Raw genomic sequence first — 25,810 nt, 5'->3', positions numbered from 1 at the left:
GCCGTGGTGGGACGGGGGCTGGGGGCCGTCATGGACGACGCCTATGACCGGATCGATTCGAACCGCCACGAGCAGACGCAGGCGGACATCGCGCGGATGAAGGACCAGGCGGCGCGGGACAAGATCAACAAGAACACGCCTCGCGGCCACAACAAGATCACCGAGGACTGAGTCCATGCCCCTGCGCGCACACCCTGTGCAGAAGGAGTCGAAGACCCTCCTCTGCATCAACTGCCCGAACACCCTGCTGACCGTCCCCCCCAGCCGCTACACCTTGCAGCCGGACGACAGCTTCGCGACGCCGCAGATCCTTTCGTTGTTCGCCGCGGTCTGTGACACGTGTGGATACACAGAGCTCTACAAGGAAGGCCCGCTGTTCCAGGGCGGCAGGTCCGAGGAGGGGGAGTCATGAAGACGAAGGTCCTGCTGGCCCCGAAGGAAGACATCCAGCTGCAGTCCCTGGTGGCGACGCGGAGGCCCGATGACACGTTCTTCGGCACCTACCTGGCGACGATGACCAGCAAGCGCGTCTTCGCCGAGGACGCCAACGGCACGCTGCTCTTCAACTTCTACTTGAAGGACATTGCCCGCGCGGAGGTGCGCGAGAGCTTCTGGAAGGGCGACGGCATCCGGCTGCTCCTCCAGGACGGCAACGACTTCGTCTTCAAGCTGATGAAGGACGGCATCTACGAGGACGCGGACGCCGCACGGCGGTGGGTGAACACCATCAACCAGGTGTTGCTCATCTGGCGCAATCAGGCGCCCGCCCGCTAGGGGCGTGTCTGACGGATGCAGGTGGCGCTCGCCAGAGGCGCTGAGCGCCACCCGCACCGGGCCTAGCACTCCAGATTGTTGCCGGGGCTCACGCCCAGCAGGCTGCAGAAGTGCTTGTACGTGTCCACGCGGCTCTTCACCTGGCCGGGGTTGCGGCCGTAGCACTCCACCGACCCGTTGATGGTGCGGATGGTCTCACCGAAGCCCGCGCCGTTGACGATGGCGTTGTGGGCCGTCATGGAGCCCGCGCCGTTCTGCGTGGTCCAGAACCAGAAGCCCGTGCGCCACGCGGCGTTCGCGTCCTGGGCCAGCAGGTCCGGGTTCGACTGGAGCGGCAGGCCCAGCGCGTTGCCCGCCGCGCAGTAGTTGCCGTTCCACGACAGCTGCATGGGTCCGCGTCCGAAGTACCGCTTGCCCGGGGCGCAGCTGCACCCCGGAGGGCCCCACGACGTGTCGCAGTAGTCGCCCTTGTTGATCTCCTCGATGTACACGAGCCCGCCCGTCTCGTGTGACACGTTGGCCAGGAAGGCGGCCACCTCGCGCTTGCGCGTGTCGGTGTCACCCGTCGTCGCCAGGCCCGGGACGCCATTCGCGGCGGCGATGAGCGCGTCGTACGTGTAGAAGCCGTTGCGGCCGGGGAACATGGTGTTGAACATGTCGCGGGTGAGGATGCCCCCGAAGCCCGAGCCGCCCCCGGTCCCTCCGCCGGAGACCTTGTCGAACGTCCAGCGCTGGTTGTCGCGGTCCGCGTAGAACGGGTACTGGACGATGAGCGTGCCGTTGTCCGCGGAGCCCCACGACAGGTCCATGGCCATGCCGGTGTGCCGCGGGTGGAAGCTGAACTGCGTGCCGCCCCGGTTGATGAACTGGAACTGCTGGTTGGCGCCGTCGACGTAGGTCCACTGGTGGAGGACGGCGTTCTCCGCGGTGCTCACTCCCACGATGTCCAGGGCCTTGCCGCTGTTGACGTTGATGATCTTCCAGAACCCGCCCGACGTGGGCGAGATGTGGAACTTCTGCGCGTTGGTGCCGTTGCAGTCCCACTGCTGCACCTTCGCGCCGTCCGCCGTGCTGGACGACGCCACGTCGATGCACTTGTTCGTCCGCACCGAGCGGATGACGTAGTCGCCCTCCGTGATGGTCGACACCACGGCGGCGCTCTCCACCTGGCCCACGGCTTCTTGCGCGGTGTCTCCGGCTTCCGGGCCCGAACAGCCCGCCAGCGCGCCCACGACTCCCAGCAAAGACAGACCGCGGATCATTCCCTTGTGGCTCATGACGTCTCCCATGGGTACCGCCAGCAGATGGAGGAACTCCTGGGAGGTGTATTTGTACGTCCCAGGTAGACTTTGTTTTCTGAAAGAACAAAGTCTCCTGGCTTCATGCCATCAGGCTAGATATTCCGTCAATCCGGGGAATCCGAAAGACGCTTCAGGAAGCGCTCCGTGAAGAGGTACGCGTCCCCCGGCCACCGCGCGGACACGTAGCGCCCGTCCTCCACCACGAAGGCGGGCGCGTGGTCCGTCGCGGTGCCGCGCTTGGACAGGACGCGGGGGCCTCGCTCGAAGTGGCTCGGGTCCGCGAGCGCGGCGGCGACCTCCTCCTCCACGTAGGCGGGGTAGGTGCGGTAGTAGCGCCCCAGCTTCCACGCCGTCAGCAGGTACGCGGAGCGCTCCATGTACTTCGGCAGGCACGTGGTGCGCGTGCCGTGGAGCACGCTCTTGCCGGTGGCGGGGTCCTTCGTGCGCGCCAGCACCAGCACGCCGTGGCAGATGGCCGCCACGGGCCGCTGGAGCGCCCAGAACGCCGCCACCTTCGCCTGGAGTGCTCCGCTGCCCAGGTACTGCCGCATGCCCGGCGCGTGGCCTCCGGGCAGCAGGAGCGCGTCGAAGTCCGACGGTGTCACCGCGTCCCAGGTCAGCGGCTTCTGGAAGGCCTGCGTGAGCGTGAGGTCGCCATAGAAGCGCCGGGGCTCCGGCTCCGCGCCCAGCTGTCCGAAGAGCACGCCGGTGAGCAGCAGCGGATCCGCGGCGGGCATGTGGCCCTTCTCCGTGGCGAACACCACTTCATGGCCCGCGTCGGTGAGCATGCGCCAGGGCACGGCCACCTCGGTGACGTCGAAGTCATGGTCAGGCAGCGGGACGAGGACGCGGCGGGCGGAGGCCATGCGGCCAGTCTTTCCCGGGGCCCTGGGACTGACAAGCGGTCAGGAACCGCGCTCGACCTCCATGCGATAGCCCACGCCGCGCACGGTCTGGATGGAGAAGCGGGACGCGCTGGTCCACTTGAGCTTGCGCTTCAGGCTGGAGACGAAGTTGTCCACGGTGTGCGGGTCCACCACCACGTCCGTGCCCCAGACCGCGTCCAGGATTTCGTCGCGCTTGAGCGCCCGCTCGCGCTCCTTCAGGAAGAAGGCCAGCAGGTCGAACTCCTTGCGCGTCAGTTCCACCTCCGCGCCCTCGGGCGTCTCCACGCGCCGCCGATCCAGGTCCACGCTGTAGCCCGCGAAGCGCAGGACCTTCGCCGGGGCCACACCGGCGCGCCGCAGGTGAGCCCCCACTCGCGCGAGCAGCTCGCGCAGCCGGTAGGGCTTGCCCAGGTAGTCCTGCGCGCCGGACTCGAAGCCGCGCACCACGTCCTCCTCCAGCGTGCGCGCGGTGAGCATCAGCACCGGCACGCCCAGGCCCTCCTCTCGCAGGGAGCGGCAGAGCGCGTAGCCGTCTCCGTCCGGCAGCATCACGTCCAGGAGGATGAGCTGGAAGTCGCGGCGGGAGAGTTGCTCGCGCGCTTCCTTCACCGTGGCGGCCTCCTCCACGGCGTAGCCGCCCTGGTGCTCCAGGTTGTCGCGCAGCGCGAGCCGCAGGTTCGGGTCGTCCTCCACGACGAGGACGGTGGGGGCGGCGGTGGTCATGCGATGCTCCGGGCCTCGGGCCGGTACTCGGGTAGGGTCAGTTCGAAGGTGGTGCCTTCGGAGCTGGAGGCCGCCACGCGCAGCGTGCCTCCGTGCAGCCGGGCAATCTTCCGGCACAGCGCGAGCCCCAGCCCGCTGCCGGGAACCTCGCGGCCGTCGCGACCGGACAGCCGGTAGAACTCGCCGAAGACGCGCTCCCACTCGGACGCAGGGATGCCGGTGCCGTTGTCCGTGAAGTGCACGCGCCCGCCGGGCAGCGTCTGGACGTGCAGCCGCACGGGGCTGCGGGTGTTGTACGCGCACGCGTTGCGCGCCAGGTTCGCCAGCAGGAGCCGCAGCAGCTGCGCGTCCGCGTTCAATTCGCGTGCGTCCACGTCCGCGGTCAGCTCCACCGGCACGGGCGCGCCGGACTCCAGGTCGCGGCGCAGGTTGGAGACCAGCTCGTCCAGCCGCACCGGCGCGAGCTTCGGCACCCAGCGCCCCTTGTCGATGCGGTTGAAGGACAGCAGGTTCTCCACCAGGAAGCCCAGCCCGTCCGCCTCGCGGATGATGCGCGCGGGGTAGTCCTTCGCGTCCGCGCCCTCCGCCACCCGCCACTCCAGCGTCTCCGCGAGCAGCCGGATGGACGCCAGCGGCGTGCGCAGTTCGTGCGACACCGTGGCCACGAAGTCGCTCTTCAGCTCCAGGAAGCGGTACTTGCGCTGCTGCGCCACGAAGGCCAGCGCCGCGATGGTGAGCGCCAGCGCCGCGCACAGGGCCAGCATCAGCGTCTTGAGCCGGTAGCGGCGCTCCAGCGCCTCTTCGCCCAACGTCCACTCGGACGACTCCACCGCCACCGGCAGCGACGCCAGCGTCAGCACCGGCGCATCCCCCGGCAGGGTCACGCGTCCGTCCGCCTTCAGCAGGCCGCGCTCCCGCATCTCGCGGGTGAGCCCTGTCAGAAGCCCTGACAGGTCCAGCGCCAGCCCGCGCACGTCGCTCCCCTGGAGCGGCTCCAGGTACCATCCGGACCGCGCCAGCACCGGCTCGCGCACGTCCTCCGGAAGTGGCAGCGGCGTCGCGGACAGCTCGCGCGCCCTGGCCTCGAAGTCCGCCACCGGCACGCCCACGCGCGAAGAGAGCGCCACCACCTTCCCGCGCAAGAAGTCGAAGTCCTCCGGTGTGAAGCGCGAGCGCTTGAGCAACAGCAGCCGCTGCAACCCCTCCAGCCGCCCACCCCCCTGGCCGTCCAGGAGCCCGTCGCGCACCAGGGCCCGCATCAGGTCCGGCACCACGTCGCCCCGCGCCGCCACGTCCTCCAGCACCACCAGCAGCGACGGCAGGTCCCGCGTGGAGGCGAGCACGAAGCGGGCGCGGTGCTGGAGCAGCGCCATCAACGACAGCAGCGTGGCCTTCCGGTCCTTCGCCTTCAGCGCCTGCTCCACCAGCGCCATCCGCTCCAGCCGCTCCTTCCAGGGGCCATCGTCCTCGTCCGCCACCTCCGTGCCCGCGCGCAGCCGCGCGTAGCGATCCTTCGCGGGTGAGTCCCCCGCCGTGTCGAACTGCGCCAGCCGGGGCAGTACCTGCTCCCCCTGTTCCCGCAGGTACAGCCCCGGCGTGGCCACGAGCGGATCCTCCTTCGCCGCCGCCAGCGTGCCGCGCGCACCCTCCAGTCCTTCGCGCAGCGCCTGTCCCAGGGACGCGCGGGCGTACTGCTCCAGGGCCTCGCGCCGGGAGCGGAGCGAGGCCCGCGCGTCCTCGCGTTCGGCGGCGAAGATGCGGTGGAGATAGCCCAGGCCGACCCCGAGTCCGGCGAGGCCGAGCACGAGGGCGACGAGGGTGGGCAGCAGCCTGCGCGGCATCCGGACAGTCCCTACTTGATGGTGGGGACGCGGTCGGCGTCCATGGTGCGCACTGGCGCGAAGGACTCGAAGCGGTCCTCGCGGCGGTCCAGCTTCTTCGCCAGCCGGATGAGGTTGCCCAGCTCCACCACGTCCTGACGGGTCTTCAGCGGCGTGCCCAGCTCCTCCCACAGCGACACGAGCGCATCGTAGGTGAGCGGCCGCGCCCAGTAGGAGCCGCGCAGCTTCTCCGCGAAGGCGGCGGCCACGTAGGACAGGCGGGTGGGGGACGCGGCCTTCTCATAGGCCGGGCGCAGGAGCGTCACGGGCATGGCCTTCTCGATGAGGCGCGAGCTGCCGCCCTCCGGGGCCTTGTAGCGGATGCGCAGCGTGCCGAAGTTGGACTGGGCCGGGTCGCGCAGCTTCACCTCGTAGAGGGCGGTGACGGCGTGGCCCGCGCCCACTTCTCCCGCGTCCACGCGGTCGTCGTTGAACTGCTGCTGGGTGAGCAGCCGGTTCTCGTAGCCGATGAGGCGGTAGCGGGACACCGTCTTGCGGTCGAACTCCACCTGGAGCTTCACGTCCTTGGCCACCACTTGGAGCGTGCCGGTGAGGTTCTGCACGAAGATGCGGCGGGCCTCTTCCAGCTTGTCCACGTAGGAGTAGTTGCCTTCACCCACCTGGGCCAGCCGCTCCATCAGCACGTCGTTGTAGTTGCCCATGCCGAAGCCCACGGTGGACAGGGTGATGCCCGCCGCCGCCTGCTCCTTCACGCGCTCCCAGATGCCGTCCGCCTCGGTGATGCCGTTGTTCGCCACGCCGTCCGAGCAGAGGATGACGCGGTTGATGCCGCCCTTCACCAGGTGGCTCGCGGCCAGCGCGTAGCCCAACTCCATGCCCGCCTGCGCGTTGGTGGACCCCTCCGGCTGGACGCTGTCGATGGCGCTCAGGATGGTGGCCTTCTGCGTGGCGTTGGTGGGGGCGAGCACCTGATGGGCGGTGCTGCCGTAGACGACGATGGACACCCAGTCGCGCTCATCCAGCGCGTCCACCAGCAGGCGCAGCGAGCGCTTCACCAGGCCCAGCCGGCTCTCCATGGCCATGGAGCCGGACACGTCGATGACGAAGACCAGGTGCCCCGGCTTGCGCTCGGCCCGGCTCACGTCGCGCGCCTTCACGCCGATGTGCACCACCTGGTAGCCCTTGCGCGCGGGGGAGGGGAAGCCCTCCACGTTCACGCTGAACGGGGCGTCCGGGGCGTTGGCGTAGCCGTAGTCGAAGGTGTTGACGAACTCCTCCACGCGCACGGCCTGCTCGTCCGGCAGCGCGCCGCGCTCCAGGTAGGCGCGCGTCAGCGAGTACGACGCCGTGTCGGTGTCCACGGAGAAGGTGGAGAAGCGCTCCTCCTCCGTGTCCACGGTGGGGTTCACGCCGTAGCCCTTGAAGTACATGTCGAAGAAGCGCTGACCCTTGGGGGCCACGGTGCGCTCCGGCGCGGGCTGCGGCGTCGGCACCGCCGCGGCCTGGGGGGCGCGGTACACCGCCTGCGGCGTGCCGTCCGGGACGACGACGTGCATGTACGGCAGGGCCCAGGACGGGGCGCGCTCGCGGTCGTTGGTGCTGTTCGGGTTGCCGGACGGCGCCAACTCCGCCAGGGACTCGAAGTTGCGCGTCGCGCCGCCCTTGCCCTCCGGGCGCGCCACCGCGATGCGCTTGATGAACTCCTGGTCGACGTTGACGCCCTGGTTCGTGGAGCCCACGTCGATGGTCGGCGGCGAGCCTATGATGGTCGTCGTCATCGTGAAGGACTCGGGGATCATCTCCACGTTCACGCGGATGGTGCGGTTGGGCAGCAGCTGGATTTCAGGGCGGGCGAAGGGATGGAACGCCTCCTGCTCGAACCGCAGGGTGTACGTGCCCGCGGGAAGCTGGGGGATGCGGTAGTTCCCATGGACGTCCGTGACGACCGTCTGTTCGCCCTGCAGGCTGGGAGAGGTCGCGGTGACGACCACGTCCGCCAGGGGCCTCTTGTCTTCGGTGTTCATCACCGTGCCGATGATGACGCCCGTGGTGGCGGTGCCCGCCTTGGGCTGGGCTCCCACGGGCACGGAGGACATCATCAGGAGCAGCGGCAGGGTGCTTCTCAGGAGGGACTTCAGCATGGACCACCTCTCGCGCATCAGGGTGGAGCCATCATCCAGATGCGCCCCGCATCGAACCGCATGGGGGGCTCGTCTCCTCATCATGGTTTCATCATGACGGGAAATCGTGCCGGGGGCGGGGTGTCTGATTAGAAAGGCCGTCCATGACGGCACTCGACACCCTCTTTCCCTTCGAAGAGCAGATTCCCCCCGGCGTGCGGCTGCCCGCGTACATGGAGCAGCGCGAGTACCTGGTGGGAGGCGAGTTGCGCACCTGGGCCGGTGAGCTCAACCCGGTGGCGAGCCCCGTGTTCGTCCGGACCCCGGAAGGGCTGAAGCAGAAGGTCATTGGCGCCACGCCGCTGCTCACCTCGCGGGAGTCCCTGGACGCGCTGGCGGCGGCGGTGAAGGCCTATGACTCCGGCCGGGGCGTCTGGCCCTCCCTCAAGGTGGCCGAGCGCATCGAGCACGTGGAGCGCTTCCTCTCCGCCATGCGCGCCCAGCGCGCCGCGGTGGTGAACCTGCTCATGTGGGAGATTGGCAAGACGCAGCCGGACTCGGAGAAGGAGTTCGACCGCACGGTGGACCTCATCGTGGAGACCATCCGCGCGCTGAAGGAGCTGGACCGCACCTCGTCCCGCTTCGTCCAGGACCAGGGCATCATGGCGCAGATCCGCCGCGCGCCCATGGGCGTGGCCCTGTGCATGGGGCCGTACAACTATCCCCTGAACGAAACCTTCAGCACGCTCTTCCCCGCGCTGCTGATGGGCAACACCGTGGTGTTCAAGCCGGCGAAGTTCGGCGTGCTGCTGGTGCGCCCGCTGCTGGAGGCGTTCCGGGACTGCTTCCCGCCCGGCGTCATCAACATCATCTACGGCCGCGGCCGGGAGACCGTGGGTGCGCTGATGGAGAGCGGGCAGGTGGACCTGTTCGCCTTCATCGGCACCAACAAGGGCGCCAGCGAGCTGAAGCGCATGCACCCGCGCCCGCACCGCCTCAAGTCCGTGCTGGGCCTGGACGCGAAGAACCCGGCCATCATCCTGGAAGACGCGGACCTGGATAACGCGGTGAAGGAGTGCATCACCGGCACGCTGTCCTTCAACGGCCAGCGGTGCACGGCGCTCAAGCTGCTGGTGGTGCACCGGAACATCGTGGACGCGTTCCTCGCGAAGTTCACCGCCGCCGTGGACAAGCTCAAGCCCGGCATGCCCTGGGACCCGGGCGTCGCCGTCACGCCGCTGCCGGAGCCGGGCAAGGCGACGTACCTCCAGGGGCTGGTGGACGACGCGGTGTCAAAGGGCGCTCGCGTGGTGAACGCGACAGGCGGGCAGGCGTCCCGGTCGTTCTATTCACCCACGGTGGTGTACCCGGTCACGCGCGACATGCGGCTCGCCACGGAGGAGCAGTTCGGTCCGGTGGTGCCGGTGATGGTCTTCGACGACGACGCGGAGGCCGTGCGGCTGGTGGTGGAGTCGCAGTTCGGTCAGCAGCTCAGCCTGTTCGGGAAGGACTCGGCGCGCGTCGGGCGGTTCATCGACGCGTTCTCCAACCAGGTGGGCCGCATCAACCTCAACTGCCAGTGCCAGCGCGGGCCGGACACGTTCCCGTTCAACGGCCGCAAGGACTCCGCGGAAGGGACGCTGTCCGTGGCGGACGCGCTGCGGGTGTTCTCCATCCGCACGCTGGTGGCGACGAAGACGACGCCGGACAACACCGCGCTCGTGCAATCCATCCTCACCCGCAGAGAGTCGGATTTCCTCACCACGGACTTCCTCTTCTAGTCCCGCCTTGGCCCTGGGTGGTATGCCCTGGGCCATCCCATGGCGCCGCGCACCACGACCCTCGAGCTGCACAAAGAAGAGATGAAGTTCTCCGCGGGGCACTTCACCATCTTCTCCGCCACGCACCGCGAGAACCTGCATGGGCACAACTTCTCCGTCTACGTCGCGCTGACGGGGGAGGTGTCTGACGACGGCTTGCTTTCGGACTACGGCCCGCTGAAGCAGGCCATCATCAACCGCTGCAAGGCCTGGAACGAGACGTTCTTCCTGCCCGCCCACTCCAAGCACCTGCGGCTGGAGCGGGACGCCCAGGGCAACCACGTGGCGCACTTCAACGGCGAGGAGCTGCGCTTCCTCGCGCGCGACGTCACGGTGCTCCCGGTGGCCAACGTGTCGCTGGAGGAGCTGGCGCGCGTCTTCGGCGAGGAGCTGGTGGGCGACGGCAGCGCCATGGCGCGCGACCACATCACGGGGCTGGTGGTGAAGTGCGCTTCGGGCCCTGGCCAGTGGGCCTCCTGGGAGTGGAAACGCGATGTCTGATCAGGTCCTCATCACCGGCGCCAGCCGGGGCATTGGCCGGGCGGCGGCGGAGCGGTTTCGCAAGGAGGGCTGGCGCGTCATCAACGTGTCGCGAAGCCCCTGCACCGTGCCGGACGTCGTCAACGTTCCGGTGGACCTGGCCGTGCCGGGCTGGGAGCCCGCGGTCGAAGCGGCGCTGCGCGACGGGGCAGGGCAGGGACGCTTGTCCGTCATCCACAACGCCGCGCTCTACGAGCATGACGACGCGCTGACCATGGACGCGGACCACCTGCGCCGCGTGCTGGAGGTCAACGTCGTGGCCCCGCTGGTGCTCAACCGCCTGGCGCGGCCGCTGCTCACGGACGGCTCGTCCCTGCTCTACGTGGCGTCCACGCTGGGGGAGAAGGCCGTGAAGGGCGTGGCGTCCTACGTGACGACCAAGCACGCGCTCATCGGGATGATGCGGGCCACCTGCCAGGACCTGGCGGGGACGCAGGTCCACACCGCCGCCGTCTGCCCGGGCTTCACGGACACGGAGATGCTCCGCGAGCACCTGGGCACGGACCCCGCCGTCCGTGCGAGCGTGGCGGGGATGACGACCTTCGGGCGGCTCATCACGCCGGAGGAGATCGCCGGCGTGCTCTACCTCTGCGCCACCACCCCGGTCCTGAATGGCGCGGTCATCCACGCCAACCTGGGGCAGATCGAGCGCTGAAGCGGCTTTCAGCCTTCCTGCGCGTAGACGGTGCACGAGGACGTGCAGGTCTCCGCCACGCGGACGCGCGCGACGGTGGTGCCGGGCACGTTCACGCGCTCGAAGAGCCACGCGGCCAGCAGCTCGCTCGTGGGGTTCTCCAGGCCGGGGACGTCGTTGAGCAGCCGGTGGTCCAGCTGGGCGTGGAGCGGCTGCCAGGCGGCGTTCAGCTCCGCGAAGTCCACGATCCACCCGAACTGCGGATGCACGGGGCCGCGGAGGGTGATTTCGATGCGGTAGCTGTGGCCGTGCACCCGCGAGCACTTGTGCCCTTCCGGAACGTTGGGCAGGCGGTGCGCGGCCTCGAAGGTGAACTCCTTCGAGATTTCGGTGACGAGGGGGGTCTTCTTCAAGGGACAGTCTCCTGACGGCGGCCTTCTACCTGTCATGTCCCCCGGCGTCCACGTGCCTGGAGGCGCGGGCCCGGACGCCAGGCAATTCCACGGAATCAGATGATCCCGCCTCCCGCATCCTTTCCTTGGTGGACCTGAGCGCACAGGCTGCCGGCCCCTTTTTCCCGGAGGCCTTCGTGATGCGTCGTTCCTTCCTCGCACCGCTCCTGGTGCTCGCCAGCCTGCTGGCCTGTGGTCCCGTTCCGGAACAGGAGTCCGCGCCCACCGAGACCCGCGCTCAGGGCCTGACCTCCGCCAACGGGCTCGTCACCCTGGAGGCCGTGGGTACGGGCCGGCCCTATGCCTTCGCCACCGCGCAGCCGGGCACGCAGCTCTACGTCGACCGGACGTACACGCTGACCGGCCTGTCCCCCCGGCTCCAGGGCGGCGTGCTGCTCCAGGCCGCCAATGACGACAAGCTCTACACCGGCGCGTCGCAGGTGCGGCTGGGCCTGAACTCCGCCGCCACGGTCTACGTGGCCATGGACCGCCGCAACACGGTGCTGCCCGCGTGGCTGGCGGACGGCACCTGGGCGCTCACCGACGAGGTGCTCGCCACCAACGACCCCTCCGCGACCACGTCCAACGCCTCCACGCCCATGAAGGTGTACGTGAAGTCCGTGCCCGCGGGGACGCTGGTGTTGGGCGGCGGCATGGCGGCGCCCGCGCAGGGCACCAACGCGCAGTACGCGGTCGTCATCCAGTACGCGAGCAGCGAGCCCGGCGTGGTGGCGCGCTTCTTCCCCAACCTCCGGATGCAGGGCGTTCCGGTGCTGCGTCACCTGTCCACCGTGGACGTGTCCTACGGAACGGGCGCGCCGGTGGCCGGCATCCCGGCGGACTTCTTCGGCATGCGCATCGAGGGCTTCGTCACGCCCGCCTTCACGCAGACGTACACGTTCCGCACCTCCGCCAGCGGTGGCGTGCGGCTGTGGGTGAATGGCCAGCTCCTGGTGGATGACTGGTTCGAGCACGCCGTGGAGCAGCGCTCCGGGAGCATCGCCCTGTCGCAGGACATCCCCGCCAGCGTGGTGCTGGAGTTCTTCGACGCGGAGGCCGCGGCCTCGCTGTTGCTCCAGTGGCAGAGCGCCAGCCAGCCCTGGCAGACGGTGCCCGTGTCCCGCCTGGAGACGGCGGCGCTGCCCCTGCCGCGTCCCCTGGGCGCCCACTGCACCGCGGGCGCGCAGTGCCGCTCCGGCGGGTGCAGCGTGTTCCCCGTGGGCAACGTCACCATCTGGAACGAGGGAGACGCCGTCTGCACGCCCGAGGTGGCGGAAGGCCAGCCCGGCCTGAAGACCGAGTACTTCACCTCCGAGTTCCTCTACAACCGCGCCACCGTGCGGCGCGAGGCGTTCCTGGGGACGTACTGGGGCGCGTCCTCTCCCGCGCCCGGCGTGCCCGCCGACAGGTGGTCCGCGCGCTGGTCCGCCACGCTGACGGCGCCCACCACCGGCACGTACACGCTGCGCACCGCCACCGAGGACGGCGTGCGCCTGTGGCTGGATGGCGTGCTGCTCGTCGACAACTGGATGGAGGCGGAGGGCGGGCAGACGCACGACGTCTCCGTGGCCCTCACCGCCAACACCCCGCATGACCTGGTGATGGAGTTCTTCGAGGGCTACGGCGACGCGCACGCGCAGCTGTCGTGGACCGGCCCGGGCATCCCCTGGCAGACCGTCACCGCGGCGCTGAGCACGCCGCCGCACTTCACCTGCCGGCCACACGGCTCCCAGTGCCGCTCCAACGAGGACTGCTGCGGTGGCTTCTGCTCCGTGTCCCCGGTGGGCAACGTCACCATCTGGAACGAAGGGGCCACGGTGTGCGGCCCCCGGTGAGCTGAGCCATTCGCGCGAGGGCCCGCGCTCAGCTTTCGAGTGCGGTGCCCAGCCGTGCGAGCACTCCCGGCCAGCCCGGCTTCATTCCTTCGAAGGCGCGGCGGCCCATGGGTGAATCCAGGTTGAAGCCTTCGTGGACGAGCGTGAGCCGCGTCCCCGTTCCCTCCGGCGCGAGCCGCCAGGTGAGGGTGGTGTCGAGTGTGCCCGTGGCGAAGCGGTACTGGAGCAGCCGCTCCGGCTCCACCGCGAGCACCTCACAGGGCTGCTGGCCCCAGGCGCCCATGTCGAGCGTGAAGCGGTGGCCCACGATGGGGCGCACGTCGCCCGCGGCCCACCACTTCGCGTGGAGCGCCGGGTCCGTCAATGCCTTCCACACGGCGGAGGGCGGATGGGCATACACGTGGTCCAGTTGGATGACGGCGGGGGGATTCATTTGCGTGACTCCTCGTCGAGCACGTCCTCGAGCGCGGCGAGCCGCTGCTTCCAGTAGTGCGTGAAGGCCTTGAGCCAGTCGTCCACCTCCGACAGTGGACGTGGATCCAGGTGGTAGTAGCGCTCACGGCCGCGCGGCTCCTCGCGGACGAGCCGTGCCTTGCGCAAGACCTGGAGATGTTCGGAGACAGCGGGCCGGCCCAGGTTGAAGCCGCTCGCCAGGTCGTTCACCGCGCGCGGCCCCTTGCGCAGTTGCAGCAGGATTTCCCGGCGCACCGGATTGGAGAGCGCCGAAAAGACATCCGGTTCGGACATGGCCCGGATTGATACGTCGGAAATCTCCGACGCGTCAAGTGGCGCCCATGGCGGGAGGGGAGGTGGCGTGAAGCGGCTATCTGCGGGCGACGCGCGGCTGCGCGAGGGGCGCGCGCTGCTCCCGGCGGACGGGGAGCCGGAGGAGCTGGGCGTAGCGCGCGAGCCGGTCCTCGAAGCGCCGGGCATCGCGGCCCCAGTGCACGACGACGTTGCGCTCCGGGTTCTTCCGGTGCGTCAGCTCGATGCCGTACTCGTCCTGCGCGCCAATCCAGTCCGGGTGGTGGCGCCGCTCGCAGTCGAGGCCGGCGTAGTGGGCCAGGGGCTCGCTCCAGGTGAGGGCGCGCAGGGCCCCGGCGCCGCGCAGCGACACCTCCGAGGCCGTCACCACCACCTCCAGGCGGGTGGTCAGGCACCGCACGATGAGCGTCCCGGTCACGAACAGGGCCAGGACGCCCACCAGTGGCAGCATCCATTGCTCACGCAGCAGGGCCAGGGACAGGCCCTGGTCCAGCGCGTAGGCAACGGGGAGCACGACGAGCAGCACGAACCCGAGCAGTGGCCACACGACCTGGCCGAGCAGCGGACGCGTGTGGAAGCGCAGGGGGAGGTCGCCCCCCATGTCCATCTTCTGTGGAACCGGTGAAAGCACTTCGAAGAAGGACATGGGGCCTGCGTCTCGGGTGTGCGGGCGATGGCTGCCTTTGACCCAAGCTCAACATGGCGGCGGACGCACTGTCCACGTCTTCCCGGGTAGTCCGGGAGCAGCGGACGGGCCGCGCCCTTCAGCGGGAGTGCTGTTTGAAGAAGTCCCACATGATGGTGGTTCCGTCGGGACCCGCTGGGTCCGCGAACGGGAAGGCGCCGTCACCGCCGGGCCATGCGTGCCCCATGCCCTGGATTTCGATGTGCTGGACCAGGAGCACGCCGTTGGAGACGTAGTCCCTCACGGTGTACTTGCGGCCTCCCGTTGAAACAGCGGACGTCACCCGGGCCGGGGTGTTGGACACGCTGTTGTTGTTCGAGCCGTCGTCGCCGTAGTCGTTCGTCTGGACGAACTGGCGCGCGGTCTGCTGGCCGTTGACGGGATTGACGACGTCGTCGGACGTGCCGTGCACCACGAGCACCGGCACCTTCCGGCGCGGCTTGCCCGAGCACGCCCACGCGTCATGGCCCCGGTCATCCGGTGAATAGATGCTGCCGAACGTCATCGCATAGAGGCTGCCGGACGCAGTGGTGGCCGCCTTGTACATGGCGCCCGCGCCCACCATGCCCGCGGTGAACACATCCGAGTAGCAGGCCATCAGGATGCTGGTCATCACCGCGCCCGCGGAGACGCCGCCCAGATAGACGCGGCGCGAGTCCACCGCGTAGTTGCCCTTCACCCAATCCACCATGCCGACGATGAGCGACGGCTCGCCAATGCCTCGCTCCTGGTTGGAGGAGAACATGAAGTTCCAGCATTGGGTGCCGTTCGCGAACATCGCCTGGTTGGGATAGAGCACCAGGAACTTCTCCGCGTCCGCCTTCGCGTTCAGCCGCGACAGGCCTGCGAACTGGTCCGGGTTCTGAAGACAGCCATGCAGCCCCACGACGAGCGGGAGCGGCTCGCCGGGCTGGTAGCCGGTGGGGACCCAGAGCTGGAAGCTCCGGGTGCCCCAGATGTTCGAATAGACGCCGTGGACCCACTCGCCCGCGCGGGCCTGAGTGGTTCCCAACACGGCGAACAGCGCGCACACCGCCACCGCCATGCGAGCCATGGCCTGGACCTTCCGAGTCACCGACATGTGTCTGCCTCCTGCTTCAGCCAGGACGCGTCATGCGCCCGGGTGACTCGACTTCCCGGAGGAACCTCTCCACCGCGTCGGCGACCTGTCCGGGTTGATCCACGGGCGCGGCATGCCCGGAATCCGTCAGCACTTGGATCCATGCGTCCTTGAGCTGGCCCGCGTAGGCCTGCTTCGTGGACAGCGGCGTGTAGTCCCGTTCGGAGTGCAGCACGAGCACGGGACAGGTGATGTCCTTCAGCCGGTCCTGGACGCTCCAGTCGACGAGCCCCCGCGTCGCGCGCAGGTACACGTCCGGCGCGTTGGAGCCCAGGGATTCGATGGCCCGTTGGCGCAGGGCCTCCTGCTCCGGCTTGGGGAACAGCCTGGGGGCCACGCGCTTCGCGAGCCCGCGGGGACCGAGGAGCCGCAGCACCAGGAGGCGCGCGGCGAACTCCATCTTCCGGCGGAACGTGCGCGCGACCATGTCCGGCCCGCTGTTGACCACGGTCAGGCTGCGCACCAGATCCGGCCGGTCCACCGCCAACTGGAAGCCCATCATCCCGCCCATGGACAGGCCGACGACGTGCACCTGCGTCAGCCCCAGCCCGTCACACAGCGCGGCGATGTCCCGGGCGAAGAGGGCCACGCCATACGCGCCCGCCGGCTTGTCGCTCTGGCCGTGGCCTCGCGCGTCCGGCACCAACACTCGGTGGTGCGCCGACAGCCGGGGTGCCACCGCGTCCCAGTCGCTGCCGGACGAACCCAGCCCGTGGAGGAGCAGGATGGGCGCTCCCTCGCCAGACTCCTGGAGGTGCAGGGTGACGCCGTCGGGAAGGGAGAACGTAGGCATCGTCGGGTGAACGACCGTTCAGAGGGGGGATGGACTACGCTTGCAGGGTCGGTGGAACCGTAGCTGAACGACCGTTCGTTTTTCAAGGTGGCCCCCATGGCGTCTTCCTCCCCGTCCCGTCTTCGCGCGCGCAAGGCGGTGCTTCCGGCCTCGGCGTCGGCGGACGGCACGCGTCGCCGCATCCTGGAGACGGCGCTCCAGCTCTTCGCGAGCCGGGGCTTCCATGACGCGTCCATCCGGGACCTGGCCAAGGAGCTGGAGCTGCGGCCCAGCGCGCTCTACGCGCACTTTCCCTCGAAGGAACACGTGCTCGCGGAGCTGGTGCGGTTGGGGCACGAGGCGCACCACGAGGGCTTGCGCACGGCGCTGCTCGGCGCGGGGGCGAAGCCGGTGGAGCAGCTCCGGGCCCTGGTCCGGGCGCACACGCAGCTGCACGCGACCCATCCGCAGCTGGCCGTGGTGGTGAATGACGAAATCCATGCGCTGCCGCCGGAGCTGGCGGCGCCGTCGCTGGCGCTGCGGGAGCAGTCGTCGGCGTTGCTGATGGCGGTCATCGAGAGGGGGCGCGCGCAGGGCGTGTTCTCCGTGCCGAACGCGGGCGTGGTCGCCGCGGCCATCTCCGCCATGGGGCTGCGGCTGCCCTACTGGTTCGAACCCACTCCCGCGCTCGACGTGGACACGCTGGCGGACCTGCACGCGGAGCTGGCGCTGCGGATGCTGGGGGTCAAGGCCGGGAAGAAGGAGGGCTAAGCTCCGGCGCATCACCGGAGAGGTCATGGGCGTCTGGCGCACGGGTTGCTAAATGTCACCGTGCCGGCCGGGCAGGGTGCCCGGCCGTGGCTTCCTGGCCGCGATGCTCCCCGAACAGTCCCAATCGCACGCGGCACCCGGCCCACGGCGCGGCCTGCGGGCCACTGCCGTCCTCACGCTGCTGTGCCTGCCACTGTCCGTGGCCACGCCGCCGGTGTCTCCGCCGCCCCGGATTGTCCTCTGGGCCTGGGAGCGGCCGGAGGACCTGAGCTTCCTGGAGGGCCGCGCGGTGGATGTCGCCTTCCTGCTCGCGACGCTCGACCTCGCCGACGAGGACGAGCACCTGGTGCCCCGCAGGCAGCCACTCCGGGTTCCGCCGGGGACCGCGCTGAAGGCCACCGTACGGTTGCAGATGCTTCCGGGAAGCTCGCTCGCGCGCTTCGGTCCGGAGCGCCTGGAGTCATTGGCTGGGAGTCTGGATGCACTCGTGCGCCGCCGCCCTGACGTGACGGCGCTGCAACTGGACTTCGATGCCCGTGCGTCGGAATACGACGCGTACGTCGACCTGCTCCAGCGGCTGCGCGCGCGCCTGCCTCCGGGGATGCCGCTGTCCATCACGGGGCTCGCGTCGTGGTGTGTGCCCGGCAGCTGGATTGCGCGCGCGCCCGTGGACGAAGTGGTGCCGCAGCTCTTCCGCATGGGCCCGGACGCGCCGGTCTGGCGTGCTCGGTTCGCGCGCGGCCTGCCCCGCCCGTGCGCGGGCAGCATGGGCCTGGCCATGGACGAGTGGCAGCCCGTGCCTCCCGGCGTTTCGACCCTCTATCTCTTCAACCCCCGGCCGTGGACGCTCGATGCGTTCGCTCGCGCCGAGGCGGAGACCCGACCATGAAGAACGCAAGAACAGTCCTGGGGCTCGTGGGCCTCGCGGTGTTGCTGCCTCCCGTCATCGCCGACGCCTGCGGGCCCGACTTCGGGCCCGAGCCCCGCTTCTCCGTCGTCGACAATCCCGACCGGCCCTTCAGCAACTACGCCGCCGGACGCCTGGGCATCCTCCGTCGCACCTTCGACGCGCCGTACCTCGCCTTCGCCTTTCGCTCGATGATGGGCATCCCCACCACGGCGGATGAACAGAAGCATCTGGTGGCGGGTTGGACGGACGCGGAGGGCCGCTATGGGCCCGACCCGAGCTGGGCCCGTGATCAATGGACCGCCGTCCGGCAGGAGGTCGCGCCCTTCAAGGACCTCCCACAGGTGGACGCCAACCAGATGGTGTACGCCTCCAGCGACGCCTACATCCACGGCGATGCCTTCCTTCATGCAGCGGCCACGGCTCGGGCGCTCGCGAAGGAATGGAAGCAGCGCCCGGCCCTGCTGAAGGAGTGGGTGGGCAACCAGGACACCGTCTTCAGCAAGGGCTGCACCCTGGCCGACCTGGCGCCGGGCATCGAGGATTCGCTGACGCTGCGGGAGAAGGCGCGCCGTCAGGCCGAACGCGATTACCAGGCAGCGGCCATGCACCTGTACTGCGGGAAGTTCGACGAAGCGGCGGAGGCCTTCCAGTCGCTCGCCAGCGCCGCGGACTCTCCCTACCGGACGCTCGCCGCTTACCTCGTGGCGCGCACCCGCGTTCGCGAGGCGCTGTTCCTACAGCCGGACGACTACTACGAGGCGCGCAAGGTGGACGAGGCCTCGTTCGCGCGCTTTACCCGGGCGGAGGAGGCCATCCAGAAGGTGCTCGCGGATCCGAAGCTGCGCGAGGTGCACGGCCCCGCTCGGCGCCTGCTGTCCCTCGTGCGTTTGCGCCTGTCGCCGGCCACCTGGCGGTGCGAGCTGTTCTCGCGGGTGCTGGAGAAGGGGACGGGCTCCGGGCTGGAGTCGGAGCTGGCCGGCCTCTCGCTGGGGGCCGACGCGGAGGGCAATGCCGTCACCTGCCCGGGGTTGAAGCCTCGCGCGGCGGAACTCTTCGAGTGGCTCCGGCTCATGTCCGCCTCCTCCTCCGAGGAGACCGGCGCTCCGGAGACGCCATGGCCCGCGAAGACCTACGCAACCGCCGTGGCCCGCTGGAAGAAGTCCGGGCATCAGCCCTGGCTCGTGCTCGCGCTGCTGTCGGCCCGCGCGGACTCGCCGGAGGTGCCCGCGCTGCTCACGGACGCGGCAGCGGTGCCGGTGGAGTCACCCGCGGGCATGACGCTCGCGTGGCGCTCCGTGCAGCTGCTGCGGGAGCGGGGACAGTTGGCGGAGGCCCGGGCGCGGCTGGACGCCATTCCCCTGGAGCAGGTGCGCGACCAGCTCTCCACGGACAACGCCCTGCGGGAGGAGCGGCTGCACCTGGCGAACGGCTGGGACGAGGCCCTGCGCAACGCGGCCCAGTTCCTGGTGGAGGAAGTCGTCCTGGCCCCTCAGCAGGACGGCAGTGCACCGATGGGACTCAGCGCCGCGCGGGCCACCTTCCTGGAGTCCCATGTCCCCACGCGCCGGCTGCGCGAGTGGGCCGCGCTTCCGTCGTTGAGCCCCGAGCTGCGTCGGCAGCTGTCGTGGGCCGTGTTCGCCCGCGCCGCGGTGGTGGGGGATGACGCAATGCTCACGACCCAGGCGACCACGCTCGCGGAGACGGAGCCCAAGGCCCGCGCGGAGTTGCTGGCCATCGTGGGGCGGCCCACGGCGGAGGAGCGCCAGTTCGACGCGCGGCTGCTGATCATGGGGCTGCCGGTCGTCTCCGCGAGGGTGGAGCCCGCCAGGGACCGTCTGGCCAACGTCTCCCCGAAGCTGGACCTCACCGAGGACATGAGCTGGTACCGCAATGGCTGGTGCGTGCCGGGGACGAAGAACCTGGAGGATCCGCTGAAGACGCCGCTCCCGTTCGCGAGCCCCGAGGAGCGGGCGGACGCCGCCGCGGAGTGGAAGGCCCTCAACGAAGCAGGCTCCTCCGTGGCCTTCTTCTCCCGCGTGGCGTTGGATTGGGCGAAGGCGCATCCGCAGGACCCGCGCTCGCCCATCGCGCTGTTCCGCGCAGTCCGCTCCAGCAAGAGGGGCTGCGGCCAGAACACCCCGGAGGCGAAGAAGGCCTTCGCGTACCTCCACAAGAACTACGGCAAGACGGAGTGGGCGCGCAAAACGCCCTACGTGTACTGACGCGAGCAGGCCCTACTGCTTGGGCTTCACGATGCGGAAGATCTTCCGCCGGAAGATCTTGTCGCGCGCCTCGTCGGTCAGGCGCGTGGACTTCACCTGCAGGTAGATGGACGGATGGTCCGAGTAGTACTTGCCCTCGGACTTCAGGTGCCGGGAGCCGCTGGCGCCCATCAGGCCGAACATGCCGGGACCGGACAGCTCCAGGTGATCCACGTCCGCCTGGTAGTAGCCCATGTAGTGGGCGTTGCCGGCGGAGTTCGAATACTGCTGCTGGAAGAGCGGGATGGCCTCGCTGCTCTTGTGGGCCAGCATGTACGTGGGCTGCGTCTCCGGCCGGCCGTCGAAGAAGACACCCCGGCTTCCCTGGGCCGTCTCCTGGAGGTCCATGTTGAAGTCGCCCACCATCACCTGGATGCCCTCGGTCTTGCAGAAGGCCTGCAAGGCATTGCGCTCCACCTGCCGCTCGTGCGGATTGGAGCCCGTCAGCGACGCGCGCAGGTGCACCCCGGCCACCGTCACCGAATAGCCATACCGGTTCCCGAGCGTCACCTTGAGGATGTATTCGTCCTTGGACTTCAGCTTCGTCTGGATGGACGCCGTCTTGCGCGTGAGCGTGGTGGCCTCCAGGTAGAAGCCGTCCTCCTTCACGTTGTCCAACTGCCCGTCGATGTCCTCCCGCAGGTAGAGGGCAATCTCGTTGACGTGCTTGATGCCCTTCACCGTCGCGTCGTCAATCAGGTGCTTGCGGACGTAGGACATGCCCAGACCGGAGACGTCGATGCGGTCCGGGAAGGGCGAACCCGTCGGGTTCTCCGACAGGAAGATGAAGACGGGGTAGTGCTTGTAGCCGCGCAGGTTGCGCTCGATGCGGCTCTTGCGCCGGTCGCTCCACTGGGACGTGTCCGTCGCCTGGGGGCCGTTGCTCGCCAACCATGACTGGAGGTTGTCGTCATAGTCGGCGTCGCGGACGTGCATGTTGCGGATGAGGTCGCACTCCTGCTCCACGATGTCCGCGAGCTTCGCGGCGATGTCCGGCCCCTGCAGGAACGCGCTGGAGCCCATGCTGGGGACGAGCGGGTTCGCGAGGTTCGCCCCGTCCACTCGCATCCCCGTGTCATCCAACGTCGCGCTCAGCCCCTTCACGCCCTTCGTGGTGTTGGCCTTGTAGAACTTCTTCGCCGCGTCGAAGGGGATGAACAGGATGGAGATGCGGGGAAGGGTCGCGGTGTCGATGCCCTCGTCGAATTCGCGCTTCGGCATGGCGTCCCCGGGTGTGCGAGCGGGCTACTTCCAGGAGCAGCCCTTGATCTTCTTGCAGAACGCTTCGTTGGTGGCCTTCTCGCACGCGATGGCCACGCCGCCGCACATATTGGACCCGAACATGTAGGCACATCCAGGCTGGCTGCTGCAGTACATCTGGGAGAAGACGCCACAGAAGTTCGCCTTGCCCGTGCAGCGACCTGCGCCCTGTGACGCACCGGCGTCCTTCTCCGGCGTGGCGGCCGTGCCCGCGTCCTTGCCTTCGACCCCGGCGTCCGCCGTCGCGGAAGGGGAGGGCTTGGGCTTCTTCGCCGGGTCCGCCGCGTGCGCGGGAGCGCCCAGCAGGGCCGCCGCCATCGTGAGCGCCATGAAGAGACCGACACGCTGTCCGTGCTGCGCCATGTTCCTGTCCTTTGGGTGTGGGACCGGCCCGACTTCCGCCATGACAGTCCACGAGAAGGGGGCTCAGCGACGTGCAGCATGCACGCCTGCCCGAGTGGGAGTCGAGCGGCCAGGTCCGCTTCAGCGGCGCGGGAGCTGCTCCCGCGCCAGCTCGATGAAGGCCCTCAGCGGACGCGAGGCCCGCGCCCGGTGGGGGTAGTAGAGGAAGAGGCCGGGGACGCTCGGGGCCCAGTCCTCCAGGACGGGCCGCAGCGTGCCTGCGCGCAGTCCGGCCGCCGCCTGGAGCTCCGCGATGTAGGTGAGCCCCAGGCCCTGGCTGGCCATGCCCAGGAGCAGCGAGGAGCTGTCCGACGTGAGCGGCCCCTTCACCGGCACGGTGAGCTCCTTCGTCCCCTGTTCGAACTCCCAGTGGTAGGGCAGCCCTGTCGAGGGCGCGCGGTAGCCCAGGCAGGAGTGGTTCCCCAGGTCCCGGGGATGCCGGGGCGTCCCGTGCCTTTCGAAATACGCGGGTGAGCCCACGACGAGGAAGCGGAAGGCCGGCGTCAGGCGCACCTGGACCATGTCGCGCTGCACGGACTCCGTGAGCCGGATGCCGGCGTCGTAGCCCTCCTTCACGATGTCCACGAACCCGTCCTGCACGGACACGTGCACCTGCACCTGCGGGTAGGCCGCGACGAAGCGCGGCAGCACCGGCTCCACCACGGGTGACACGGAGAACGCGGGCACCGACAGGCGCAGCGAGCCCGTCACCTCCGGGGTCACTCCGGCGGCCAGGTGTTCGAGCGCCGCCAGCGCGGACTGCAGGCCCGGACCGGCTTCGTCCATCAGCCGCTGTCCCGACTCCGTGAGGGACACGCTGCGCGTGGTGCGGGCGAGCAGCGTCTGTCCCAGCTTTTCCTCCAGCTGGCGCACCGCCTGGCTCACCGCGGACGAGGACACGCCCAGCTCCTTCGCGGCCTGACTGAAGCTGCGCCGGCGGGCGACGGTGACGAACACGGTCAGGGCATTGAGGGGCGTCAGGGCCATTTCGAAGAAAGTCTAAACAGTCCCTGCAACTTCCGCGTCTTCATCCGGCGGCTTCCGGGCGGCACCTTGTGCGCATCCAACACGGGGGCATTCCATGACGACGACCGCTCGCATCGATTCGCTGGCGCAGTACCACCTGCTGGGCCGCAGTGGCCTGCGGGTGAGCCCGCTGTGCCTGGGTGCCATGACCTTCGGCACCGAGTGGGGCTGGGGCAGCCCCAAGGACACCGCTCACCGCATGCTCGCCCGCTACCTGGAGGCCGGCGGCAACTTCGTGGACACCGCGGACGGCTACACGGGCGGCTCCAGCGAGGCCATCATCGGGGACTACTTCGCGCAGGCCGGAGGCCGCGACCGAGCGGTCATCGCGACGAAGTTCACCGTCAACACCTGGCCCGGCGACCCGAACGCGGGCGGCAACGGCCGCAAGAACATCCGCCGTGCGCTGGAGGGTTCGCTGCGGCGGCTGAAGACGGACTACGTGGACCTGTACTGGCTGCATGCGTGGGATGGCATGACGCCAGTGGAGGAAGTGATGCGCACGCTCGACGCGCTCGTGCGCGAGGGCAAGGTCCGCTACATCGGACTGTCGGACGTGCCGGCCTGGTACTTCGCCCGCGCGCAGTCGCTGGCGGAGCAGGAGGGCTGGGAGCGCGTCGCCGCGTTGCAGTTGGAGTACTCGCTGGTGGAGCGCAACATCGAGCGTGAGCACATCCCCGCGGCGCTGGCGCTGGGCGCGTCCATCACGCCCTGGAGCCCGCTGGCGTCGGGGCTCCTGTCCGGCAAGTACACCCGCGAGGGCGCGCAGGCGAAGGGCGAGGGCCGGCTGCCGTCCATCCAGGGCGGCGGCAACCCGGGCTTCGAGAAGCTCTTCACCGAGCGCAACTGGGCCATCGTGGACGTGCTGCGCGAGGTGGCGACGGAGCTGGACCGGTCGCCCGCGCAGGTGGCGCTCGCGTGGGTGACGCGCCGGCCGGGCGTGGCGTCCACCATCATCGGCGCGACGCGGATGGAGCAGCTGGAGGCGAACCTGCATGCGCTCGACGTGCGGATTCCCGACGCGCTCGCCGCGACGCTGGAGGCCGTCAGCCGCCCGGAGCTCGTCCACCCGTACCACTTCTTCGAGGACGCCTTCTTCACCGGCGGCATGTTCACGGGCGGCACGACGGTCCGCGCCGAGCCCACGTGGTTCCGGTCCGCACCCCGGTAGTCCGGCGCCGTCAGTTCCCGGCGTCCTTCCACCAGACGCCCCAGTGCTCCAGGGCCGTGGAGTAATCCAACGTGCGCGGCCCCTGGGCCGGGATGTGGAAGATGCCGCTGAACAGCGGCTCGAAGCGGAGCCAATAAGAGAGGCCGTCGAGCTCCCTGCCCCAAGGCTCCACCGCGTACCGGACCTCTTGTTCCGTGGCGCCGGAGGACTCCTCCTGGCCCCATGGCCGCGTCCAGACGGTGGCGGGGATTGCGTGCGAGCCCCGGGTGAACTTCTCCTGGCGGATGGGCTTGAGCTTTTCCAGGACGGGCGGCCACCAGGAAAACACCGTCGCGGCCTGGGCGATGACGCTGAGCAGGGCGGTTCCCAGCGAGGAGCTGTCCTCGTACTGGAACTCGCCGCAGGGAGGCGCCGCGCCCGGGGGGCCTGTCCATGTCGTCGTCCGCAACCGGCCGGTCTCCGCGCTCATGCAGGAGCGGGTCAGCACCGGAGCCTCGCGGCCCGACTCCGTGAGCTCGTCGTACCAGGTGCCCGGGCCCAGGGGATGTTCCAGGGTGGGGACCTTGCCGGGTTCGAGGCTCCCCTGGCGGAAGGAGCGGAGCTTGAGCTGGGCGGAGACGCTGACTCCCCACCCCGAGGGATCGTTGCTGGCTTCGAGCAGGCCCTGGGTGAGGTACAGCGGCCCGGGTACCTTGGCGTGGACGCGGACCGCTCGCGGGCCATGGCTGACTCTGAAGTCCTGCACGGAACGCCGGGCGTCCCAGACGTATCCCCCGGCGGTGAACCGCTCCTCCGTGACGGTGCCGCCCGAGGGTTGGACGGGCGCGCGTGGCTGGGACTCCTTCATGCGCATGGGCAGCACGTAGGCATGGCTGAGCGCGCGATGGGGATGGGGACGGCCCCGGTCATCCGTGAAGCTGACGGTGAGCCAGGCCCACGGAGGCCGCACGGCCACGACCTCCACCGCCATCCGTCCCTCGACCGTGTTCGTACGTCCCCGGGGCTCCTGGGAGAAGGCCAGGAAGTCGAAGGGGATGTAGGGATTGAACAGGTGGCTGCTGAAGTCGTACTCCACGCGGTCCCCCACGCGGGCGTACTTCCACGGCGAGGCCGCGGCCTCCGGCGGAAGGGGCGCGGGCTTCATGCCCACGCAGGCGGGACCTGACACGAGCACCGTGCACAGCAGGAGGAGGACATGGAGGGAGCGAGGCCGCATGGGGTGCTCCCAGTCTGCCATTGTCCTGGGGACTTCACCGTTCCCGGGGGCCGGCTCCGTTTCGCAGCAGCAGCGCCGCACGGTGGATGGCGGCGCGGATGCGGACGTAGGTGCCGCAGCGGCAGACGTTGTCGCTCATGGCCGCGTCGATGTCCGCGTCGGTCGGCTGGGGGTTCTTCCGCAGCAATGCCACCGCGGCCATGATCTGCCCCGGCTGGCAGAATCCGCACTGGGCCACGTCCTCGGCGATCCACGCCTCCTGCACGGGATGCAGGCCGGATGCGTCCGCGAGTCCTTCGATGGTCTTCACCTCTCGGCCCTCGATGTCGCCCACGGGGTGGAGGCAGGGACGGAAGGCTTCACCGTCCAGGTGGCTGGTGCACGCGCCGCAGACGCCCACGCCGCAGCCGTACTTGGGGCCCGTGACGCCCAGCACGTCGCGGAGCACCCACAAGAGGGGCAGGTCCGCGGGCGACTCCACCGACACCGGCTGACCGTTGAGGAGGAAGGAATGGGCCGGCATG

At 69.5% G+C, this 25,810-nt stretch carries 26 protein-coding genes; 10 read left to right on the top strand and 16 right to left on the bottom strand.

Annotated elements, in window-relative coordinates; translation table 11 throughout:
• The first annotated feature begins 175 nt into the window (after positions 1–175).
• Positions 176–412, top strand: coding sequence for a hypothetical protein (locus tag D7Y21_RS17885; protein WP_121714613.1), 237 nt, complete (start codon positions 176–178; stop codon positions 410–412).
• On the top strand, positions 409–774 hold the full coding sequence (locus tag D7Y21_RS17880) for a hypothetical protein (protein ID WP_120566647.1): 366 nt from the start codon (positions 409–411) through the stop codon (positions 772–774). The genes D7Y21_RS17885 and D7Y21_RS17880 overlap by 4 nt, the downstream gene beginning before the upstream one ends.
• A gap of 62 nt (positions 775–836) precedes the next feature.
• Here the strand turns inward: D7Y21_RS17880 and D7Y21_RS17875 are convergent, their stop codons facing one another.
• The 5 genes from D7Y21_RS17875 to D7Y21_RS17855 all read right to left on the bottom strand — a co-directional run bounded on the left by D7Y21_RS17875 (position 837) and on the right by D7Y21_RS17855 (position 7,667).
• Entirely contained in the window at positions 837–2,051 is a 1,215-nt protein-coding gene (locus D7Y21_RS17875) for a glycoside hydrolase family 19 protein (protein ID WP_121714621.1), read from the bottom strand.
• A gap of 128 nt (positions 2,052–2,179) precedes the next feature.
• Positions 2,180–2,941 (bottom strand): type 1 glutamine amidotransferase domain-containing protein, encoded by a 762-nt coding sequence (locus tag D7Y21_RS17870; RefSeq protein WP_121714611.1) that lies wholly within the window; start codon positions 2,939–2,941, stop codon positions 2,180–2,182.
• A gap of 39 nt (positions 2,942–2,980) precedes the next feature.
• Entirely contained in the window at positions 2,981–3,685 is a 705-nt protein-coding gene (locus tag D7Y21_RS17865; protein WP_120566649.1) for a response regulator transcription factor, read from the bottom strand.
• Entirely contained in the window at positions 3,682–5,526 is a 1,845-nt protein-coding gene (locus tag D7Y21_RS17860) for a HAMP domain-containing sensor histidine kinase (protein WP_121714609.1), read from the bottom strand. The genes D7Y21_RS17865 and D7Y21_RS17860 overlap by 4 nt, the downstream gene beginning before the upstream one ends.
• A gap of 11 nt (positions 5,527–5,537) precedes the next feature.
• Entirely contained in the window at positions 5,538–7,667 is a 2,130-nt protein-coding gene (locus D7Y21_RS17855; protein WP_199735437.1) for a von Willebrand factor type A domain-containing protein, read from the bottom strand.
• Positions 7,668–7,810: 143 nt separating this feature from the next.
• Here D7Y21_RS17855 and D7Y21_RS17850 point away from each other — a divergent pair, with 143 nt between their 5' ends.
• Genes D7Y21_RS17850 through D7Y21_RS17840 form a run of 3 tightly spaced genes read left to right on the top strand, consistent with a single transcriptional unit; the run spans position 7,811 to position 10,661 of the window.
• Positions 7,811–9,427: an NADP-dependent glyceraldehyde-3-phosphate dehydrogenase gene (locus D7Y21_RS17850; RefSeq protein WP_121714608.1), complete on the top strand. Its 1,617-nt coding sequence runs from the start codon at positions 7,811–7,813 to the stop codon at positions 9,425–9,427.
• A 39-nt stretch (positions 9,428–9,466) separates the two neighbouring features.
• On the top strand, positions 9,467–9,967 hold the full coding sequence (locus D7Y21_RS17845; RefSeq protein WP_121714606.1) for a 6-carboxytetrahydropterin synthase: 501 nt from the start codon (positions 9,467–9,469) through the stop codon (positions 9,965–9,967).
• Positions 9,960–10,661, top strand: coding sequence for an SDR family NAD(P)-dependent oxidoreductase (locus D7Y21_RS17840; RefSeq protein ID WP_121714604.1), 702 nt, complete (start codon positions 9,960–9,962; stop codon positions 10,659–10,661). The genes D7Y21_RS17845 and D7Y21_RS17840 overlap by 8 nt, the downstream gene beginning before the upstream one ends.
• An 8-nt stretch (positions 10,662–10,669) precedes the next feature.
• On the opposite strand, the gene queD is transcribed toward D7Y21_RS17840, so the two are convergent.
• Entirely contained in the window at positions 10,670–11,089 is a 420-nt protein-coding gene (queD, locus tag D7Y21_RS17835) for a 6-carboxytetrahydropterin synthase QueD (RefSeq protein WP_120566654.1), read from the bottom strand.
• Positions 11,090–11,232: 143 nt separating this feature from the next.
• Between queD and D7Y21_RS17830 the strand changes: the two genes are divergently transcribed.
• Positions 11,233–12,927 carry a PA14 domain-containing protein gene (locus D7Y21_RS17830; protein WP_147469314.1) on the top strand — a complete coding sequence of 565 codons (1,695 nt, stop codon included), beginning with the start codon at positions 11,233–11,235 and terminating at the stop codon, positions 12,925–12,927.
• A 28-nt stretch (positions 12,928–12,955) separates the two neighbouring features.
• Here the strand turns inward: D7Y21_RS17830 and D7Y21_RS17825 are convergent, their stop codons facing one another.
• The 5 genes from D7Y21_RS17825 to D7Y21_RS17805 all read right to left on the bottom strand — a co-directional run bounded on the left by D7Y21_RS17825 (position 12,956) and on the right by D7Y21_RS17805 (position 16,290).
• Positions 12,956–13,360: an SRPBCC domain-containing protein gene (locus D7Y21_RS17825; protein ID WP_120566656.1), complete on the bottom strand. Its 405-nt coding sequence runs from the start codon at positions 13,358–13,360 to the stop codon at positions 12,956–12,958.
• Entirely contained in the window at positions 13,357–13,674 is a 318-nt protein-coding gene (locus tag D7Y21_RS17820) for a helix-turn-helix transcriptional regulator (RefSeq protein WP_120566657.1), read from the bottom strand. The genes D7Y21_RS17825 and D7Y21_RS17820 overlap by 4 nt, the downstream gene beginning before the upstream one ends.
• Positions 13,675–13,750: 76 nt before the next feature.
• Entirely contained in the window at positions 13,751–14,293 is a 543-nt protein-coding gene (locus tag D7Y21_RS17815) for a hypothetical protein (RefSeq protein WP_147443367.1), read from the bottom strand.
• Positions 14,294–14,456: 163 nt separating this feature from the next.
• Entirely contained in the window at positions 14,457–15,458 is a 1,002-nt protein-coding gene (locus D7Y21_RS17810) for a PHB depolymerase family esterase (protein WP_120566659.1), read from the bottom strand.
• 16 nt (positions 15,459–15,474) lie between these two features.
• Positions 15,475–16,290: an alpha/beta fold hydrolase gene (locus D7Y21_RS17805; protein ID WP_121714600.1), complete on the bottom strand. Its 816-nt coding sequence runs from the start codon at positions 16,288–16,290 to the stop codon at positions 15,475–15,477.
• Between the two features lie 96 nt (positions 16,291–16,386).
• Here D7Y21_RS17805 and D7Y21_RS17800 point away from each other — a divergent pair, with 96 nt between their 5' ends.
• The 3 genes from D7Y21_RS17800 (at position 16,387) to D7Y21_RS17790 (ending at position 20,172) form a co-directional block, all read left to right on the top strand.
• The gene (locus D7Y21_RS17800) at positions 16,387–17,040 is read left to right on the top strand and encodes a TetR/AcrR family transcriptional regulator (protein ID WP_121714617.1); all 654 of its coding nucleotides are present in this window, start codon (positions 16,387–16,389) and stop codon (positions 17,038–17,040) included.
• A gap of 103 nt (positions 17,041–17,143) precedes the next feature.
• Positions 17,144–17,929: a hypothetical protein gene (locus D7Y21_RS17795; protein ID WP_121714615.1), complete on the top strand. Its 786-nt coding sequence runs from the start codon at positions 17,144–17,146 to the stop codon at positions 17,927–17,929.
• Positions 17,926–20,172 carry a hypothetical protein gene (locus D7Y21_RS17790; protein WP_121714598.1) on the top strand — a complete coding sequence of 749 codons (2,247 nt, stop codon included), beginning with the start codon at positions 17,926–17,928 and terminating at the stop codon, positions 20,170–20,172. Before D7Y21_RS17795 ends, D7Y21_RS17790 begins: the two co-directional genes overlap by 4 nt.
• 12 nt (positions 20,173–20,184) lie before the next feature.
• Here D7Y21_RS17790 and D7Y21_RS17785 read toward each other — a convergent pair whose 3' ends face one another.
• The 3 genes from D7Y21_RS17785 to D7Y21_RS17775 all read right to left on the bottom strand — a co-directional run bounded on the left by D7Y21_RS17785 (position 20,185) and on the right by D7Y21_RS17775 (position 22,860).
• Positions 20,185–21,432 carry a hypothetical protein gene (locus tag D7Y21_RS17785; RefSeq protein ID WP_121714596.1) on the bottom strand — a complete coding sequence of 416 codons (1,248 nt, stop codon included), beginning with the start codon at positions 21,430–21,432 and terminating at the stop codon, positions 20,185–20,187.
• A gap of 24 nt (positions 21,433–21,456) precedes the next feature.
• Positions 21,457–21,834 carry a hypothetical protein gene (locus D7Y21_RS17780; protein WP_121714594.1) on the bottom strand — a complete coding sequence of 126 codons (378 nt, stop codon included), beginning with the start codon at positions 21,832–21,834 and terminating at the stop codon, positions 21,457–21,459.
• Positions 21,835–21,954: 120 nt separating this feature from the next.
• On the bottom strand, positions 21,955–22,860 hold the full coding sequence (locus D7Y21_RS17775) for a LysR family transcriptional regulator (protein ID WP_121714592.1): 906 nt from the start codon (positions 22,858–22,860) through the stop codon (positions 21,955–21,957).
• A 94-nt stretch (positions 22,861–22,954) separates the two neighbouring features.
• Here D7Y21_RS17775 and D7Y21_RS17770 point away from each other — a divergent pair, with 94 nt between their 5' ends.
• Positions 22,955–24,070, top strand: a complete 1,116-nt coding sequence (locus D7Y21_RS17770; RefSeq protein ID WP_120566666.1) for an aldo/keto reductase — start codon at positions 22,955–22,957, stop codon at positions 24,068–24,070.
• Between the two features lie 10 nt (positions 24,071–24,080).
• Here D7Y21_RS17770 and D7Y21_RS17765 read toward each other — a convergent pair whose 3' ends face one another.
• Entirely contained in the window at positions 24,081–25,286 is a 1,206-nt protein-coding gene (locus D7Y21_RS17765) for a DUF6068 family protein (RefSeq protein ID WP_121714590.1), read from the bottom strand.
• A gap of 34 nt (positions 25,287–25,320) precedes the next feature.
• The gene (locus D7Y21_RS17760) at positions 25,321–25,809 is read right to left on the bottom strand and encodes a (2Fe-2S)-binding protein (protein WP_121714588.1); all 489 of its coding nucleotides are present in this window, start codon (positions 25,807–25,809) and stop codon (positions 25,321–25,323) included.
• Position 25,810 lies beyond the last annotated feature (1 nt).

This window comes from Corallococcus sp. AB045 (assembly GCF_003668895.1).
GTDB lineage: Bacteria > Myxococcota > Myxococcia > Myxococcales > Myxococcaceae > Corallococcus > Corallococcus coralloides.
This window is presented reverse-complemented; position numbering and strand designations above follow the sequence as displayed.

Coding starts and splice junctions, on each gene's coding strand:
- D7Y21_RS17775 (WP_121714592.1), bottom strand. CDS start 22,860: ATGGCCCTGACGCCCCTCAATGCCCTGACCGTGTTCGTCACCGTCGCC.
- D7Y21_RS17885 (WP_121714613.1), top strand. CDS start 176: ATGCCCCTGCGCGCACACCCTGTGCAGAAGGAGTCGAAGACCCTCCTC.
- D7Y21_RS17770 (WP_120566666.1), top strand. CDS start 22,955: ATGACGACGACCGCTCGCATCGATTCGCTGGCGCAGTACCACCTGCTG.
- D7Y21_RS17790 (WP_121714598.1), top strand. CDS start 17,926: ATGAAGAACGCAAGAACAGTCCTGGGGCTCGTGGGCCTCGCGGTGTTG.
- D7Y21_RS17785 (WP_121714596.1), bottom strand. CDS start 21,432: ATGCCGAAGCGCGAATTCGACGAGGGCATCGACACCGCGACCCTTCCC.
- D7Y21_RS17865 (WP_120566649.1), bottom strand. CDS start 3,685: ATGACCACCGCCGCCCCCACCGTCCTCGTCGTGGAGGACGACCCGAAC.
- D7Y21_RS17760 (WP_121714588.1), bottom strand. CDS start 25,809: ATGCCGGCCCATTCCTTCCTCCTCAACGGTCAGCCGGTGTCGGTGGAG.
- D7Y21_RS17860 (WP_121714609.1), bottom strand. CDS start 5,526: ATGCCGCGCAGGCTGCTGCCCACCCTCGTCGCCCTCGTGCTCGGCCTC.
- D7Y21_RS17855 (WP_199735437.1), bottom strand. CDS start 7,667: ATGCTGAAGTCCCTCCTGAGAAGCACCCTGCCGCTGCTCCTGATGATG.
- D7Y21_RS17830 (WP_147469314.1), top strand. CDS start 11,233: ATGCGTCGTTCCTTCCTCGCACCGCTCCTGGTGCTCGCCAGCCTGCTG.
- D7Y21_RS17815 (WP_147443367.1), bottom strand. CDS start 14,293: ATGGGGGGCGACCTCCCCCTGCGCTTCCACACGCGTCCGCTGCTCGGC.
- D7Y21_RS17820 (WP_120566657.1), bottom strand. CDS start 13,674: ATGTCCGAACCGGATGTCTTTTCGGCGCTCTCCAATCCGGTGCGCCGG.
- D7Y21_RS17880 (WP_120566647.1), top strand. CDS start 409: ATGAAGACGAAGGTCCTGCTGGCCCCGAAGGAAGACATCCAGCTGCAG.
- D7Y21_RS17870 (WP_121714611.1), bottom strand. CDS start 2,941: ATGGCCTCCGCCCGCCGCGTCCTCGTCCCGCTGCCTGACCATGACTTC.
- D7Y21_RS17840 (WP_121714604.1), top strand. CDS start 9,960: ATGTCTGATCAGGTCCTCATCACCGGCGCCAGCCGGGGCATTGGCCGG.
- D7Y21_RS17795 (WP_121714615.1), top strand. CDS start 17,144: ATGCTCCCCGAACAGTCCCAATCGCACGCGGCACCCGGCCCACGGCGC.
- queD (WP_120566654.1), bottom strand. CDS start 11,089: ATGACAGGTAGAAGGCCGCCGTCAGGAGACTGTCCCTTGAAGAAGACC.
- D7Y21_RS17850 (WP_121714608.1), top strand. CDS start 7,811: ATGACGGCACTCGACACCCTCTTTCCCTTCGAAGAGCAGATTCCCCCC.
- D7Y21_RS17800 (WP_121714617.1), top strand. CDS start 16,387: ATGGCGTCTTCCTCCCCGTCCCGTCTTCGCGCGCGCAAGGCGGTGCTT.
- D7Y21_RS17845 (WP_121714606.1), top strand. CDS start 9,467: ATGGCGCCGCGCACCACGACCCTCGAGCTGCACAAAGAAGAGATGAAG.
- D7Y21_RS17810 (WP_120566659.1), bottom strand. CDS start 15,458: ATGTCGGTGACTCGGAAGGTCCAGGCCATGGCTCGCATGGCGGTGGCG.
- D7Y21_RS17875 (WP_121714621.1), bottom strand. CDS start 2,051: ATGAGCCACAAGGGAATGATCCGCGGTCTGTCTTTGCTGGGAGTCGTG.
- D7Y21_RS17780 (WP_121714594.1), bottom strand. CDS start 21,834: ATGGCGCAGCACGGACAGCGTGTCGGTCTCTTCATGGCGCTCACGATG.
- D7Y21_RS17825 (WP_120566656.1), bottom strand. CDS start 13,360: ATGAATCCCCCCGCCGTCATCCAACTGGACCACGTGTATGCCCATCCG.
- D7Y21_RS17765 (WP_121714590.1), bottom strand. CDS start 25,286: ATGCGGCCTCGCTCCCTCCATGTCCTCCTCCTGCTGTGCACGGTGCTC.
- D7Y21_RS17805 (WP_121714600.1), bottom strand. CDS start 16,290: ATGCCTACGTTCTCCCTTCCCGACGGCGTCACCCTGCACCTCCAGGAG.